General features: G+C 76.4%; 1 protein-coding gene. It reads left to right on the top strand.

Translation table 11 applies throughout. The features are described from left to right. Positions 1–3011 (top strand): SDR family NAD(P)-dependent oxidoreductase (locus ACIQOV_RS35065; protein WP_401054891.1); only part of this gene is annotated, 3011 nt, incomplete at both ends.

Genomic DNA, 3011 nt, shown 5'->3' with positions numbered 1-3011 from the left:
CCCTGTCGGGGCGCTGGCTGCTGGTGACGGCCGAGAGGGCACCCGTGGAGGCCGTCGAAGCGGCACTGCGGGCCGCCGGCGCGGACGTTCTGCCGGTGGCCGGCGAGGGCCTCGGCCGGAAGGAGCTGGCCGACCGTGTCCGCGAGTCGGCCGCCGAGGGCGAGCCGGTGAACGTGCTCTCCCTGCTCGCCGTGGCCGAGCAGCCGCAGGGCCCGGGCTCGTGGGTGTCCTCCGGCGTGGCCGGGACGCTGACGCTGGTGCAGGCACTGGGCGACGCGGGCGTTCGGGCGAAGCTGTGGTCGGCGACCGTCGGTGCGGTGTCGGTGGGCCGGGCGGACCGGTCCGTGAGCCCGGCGCAGGCGCAGATCTGGGGTCTGGGCCGGGTGGCCGCACTGGAACTGCCGGACCTGTGGGGCGGGTTGGTCGACCTTCCGCCGGTGCTGGACGAGCGGGCCGGCCGCCGGCTGGTGGCGGTGCTCGGCGGTGCCGAGGACCAGGTGGCCGTGCGCTCCTCGGGCGTCTACGGGCGCCGGGTGGTGCGGGCCGCGCAGCGGAGCGGCCGCGGCGGCGTTTGGACCCCGTCCGGGACGGTGCTGGTGACCGGTGGTCTGGGTGCGCTGGGCGCGGAGGTGGCGCGTTGGCTGGCCGGGCGCGGGGTGCCGCACCTGGTGCTGACCGGCCGTCGTGGCGATCGGACGCCGGGCGTCGCCGAGCTGGTGGCCGAACTGACCGGTCTGGGTGCCCGGGTGACGGTCGCCGCCTGTGACGTGGCGGACCGCGACGCGGTCGCCGCCGTCCTGGCCGCGGTGCCCGCCGAGCTGCCGCTCACGGGCGTGGTGCACACCGCGGGCGTGGTGGACGACGGCGTGCTGGACGGCGAGACGGTCGAGCGGTTCGAGCCGGTCTTCGCCGGAAAGGTCGGCGGCGCCGATCTGCTGGACGAGCTGACGGCCGGTCCGGAGCTCGATCTGTTCGTGGTCTTCTCCTCGGTCGCGGCGACCTGGGGCAGTGGTGGTCAGGGCGCCTACGCGGCGGCCAACGCCCACCTGGACGCGCTGGTGCAGCGGCGCCGGGCGCGGGGTCTGCGGGGCACGTCGGTGGCCTGGGGCCCGTGGGCCGGTGAGGGCATGGCCGCCCAGGGCGATGCCGCCGAGCAGCTGCGCCGCCGTGGCCTGGCCGTGATGGACCCGGAGTTGGCGGTGTCGGCCCTGGCGCGGGCGGTGGACGCGGACGAGGTCTGTGTGACCGTCGCGGACGTGGACTGGCAGCTGTTCGCGCCGGCCTTCACGGCCGTGCGCACCAGCCGGCTGCTGGCGGAGCTGCCGGAGGCCGTCGGCGCGCAGGCGCCGGTGGTCGAGAGCGTGGAGCGGTCCTCGGGGTTCCGGGAGCGGCTGGCGGCGGCCGCGGCCGGGCGCCGGGAGCGGATGCTGGTGGACCTGGTCCGGACCGGTGCGGCCGCCGTCCTCGGGCACGTTTCGATGGAGGCCGTGGACGCCGGTCAGGCGTTCCGCGACCTCGGCTTCGACTCGCTGACGGCGGTGGCGCTGCGGAACCTGCTGGTGAAGGAGACCGGGCTCTCGCTGTCGGCCACGCTGGTGTTCGACTATCCGACGCCGGTGGTGCTGGCGCGGCATCTGGCCGGGGAACTGCTGGAGTCGGTGCCCGAGGCGGCGGTGGCCGCGGAGGTGCCGCGCGCGGTGCTGTCCGCCGCTGAGGACCCGGTCGTGATCGTGGGCATGAGCGCCCGCTATCCGGGCGGGGTGCGTTCGGCGGCCGGGTTGTGGGATCTGGTGGCCGCCGGGGCGGACGGGGTCACCGGCTTCCCGACGGACCGGGGTTGGCCGCTCGACGCGGTCGGCGCCGCGGCGGCGCGCGGTGGCTTCGTGGAGAGCGTGACGGAGTTCGACGCCGGGCTGTTCGCGATCTCGCCGCGCGAGGCGCTGGCGATGGACCCGCAGCAGCGGATCCTGCTGGAGGCCTCCTGGGAGGCCTTCGAGGACGCCGGGATCGACCCGCGCTCGGTGCGCGGCGAGCAGATCGGCGTCTTCGTCGGAGCCTCCAACTCCGGCTACGGTGCCGCCGGCGGCCTGGAGGAGGTCCAGGGCCATGTGCTGGCCGGGACGGCGAACAGCGTGATCTCCGGCCGGGTGGCGTACGCCTTCGGTCTGGAGGGTCCGGCCGTCACCGTCGACACGGCCTGCTCCTCCTCGCTGGTGGCCCTGCACTGGGCGGCGCAGGCGCTGCGCGAGGGCGACTGCGGGCTCGCGCTGGCCGGCGGTGTCACCGTGCTGGCCACCCCCGGGGTGTTCGGCGAGTTCGACCGCCAGGGCGGCCTGGCCGCCGACGGCCGCTGCAAGGCCTTCGCGGACGGCGCGGACGGCACGGGCTGGGGCGAGGGCGTCGGTCTTCTGGTGCTGGAGCGGCTCTCGGACGCGCGCCGCAACGGGCACGAGGTGCTCGCGGTGGTCCGGGGCAGCGCGGTCAACCAGGACGGCGCCTCCAACGGCCTCACCGCGCCGAACGGGCCCGCCCAGCAGCGGGTGATCCGGCAGGCGCTGGCGAGTGCCGGGCTGTCGGCCGCCGAGGTGGACGCCGTCGAGGCGCACGGCACGGGCACGGTGCTGGGCGACCCGATCGAGGCCCAGGCGCTGCTGGCCACCTACGGCCGGGACCGCGACGGCGAGCCGCTCTGGCTCGGCTCGGTGAAGTCCAACATCGGCCACACCCAGGCAGCGGCCGGCGTCGCGGGTGTGATCAAGATGGTGCAGGCGATGCGCCACGGGGTGCTCCCGGCGACCCTGCACGTGGACGAGCCCACCGCCGAGGTGGACTGGTCGGCGGGCGCGGTGGAACTGCTCACCGAGGCGCGCTCCTGGCCCGAGCTGGACCGGCCGCGCCGCGCCGGGGTGTCCTCCTTCGGCATCAGCGGCACCAACGCCCATGTGATCATCGAACGCCCCGAGCCCGAGCCGGTGCCCGAGCCGGTGCCCGCGCCGGGGGCGGGGGCCGGC

This window comes from Kitasatospora sp. NPDC091257 (genome assembly GCF_044757675.1).
Classification (GTDB): Bacteria; Actinomycetota; Actinomycetes; order Streptomycetales; family Streptomycetaceae; genus Kitasatospora; species Kitasatospora lactacystinica.
This window is presented reverse-complemented; position numbering and strand designations above follow the sequence as displayed.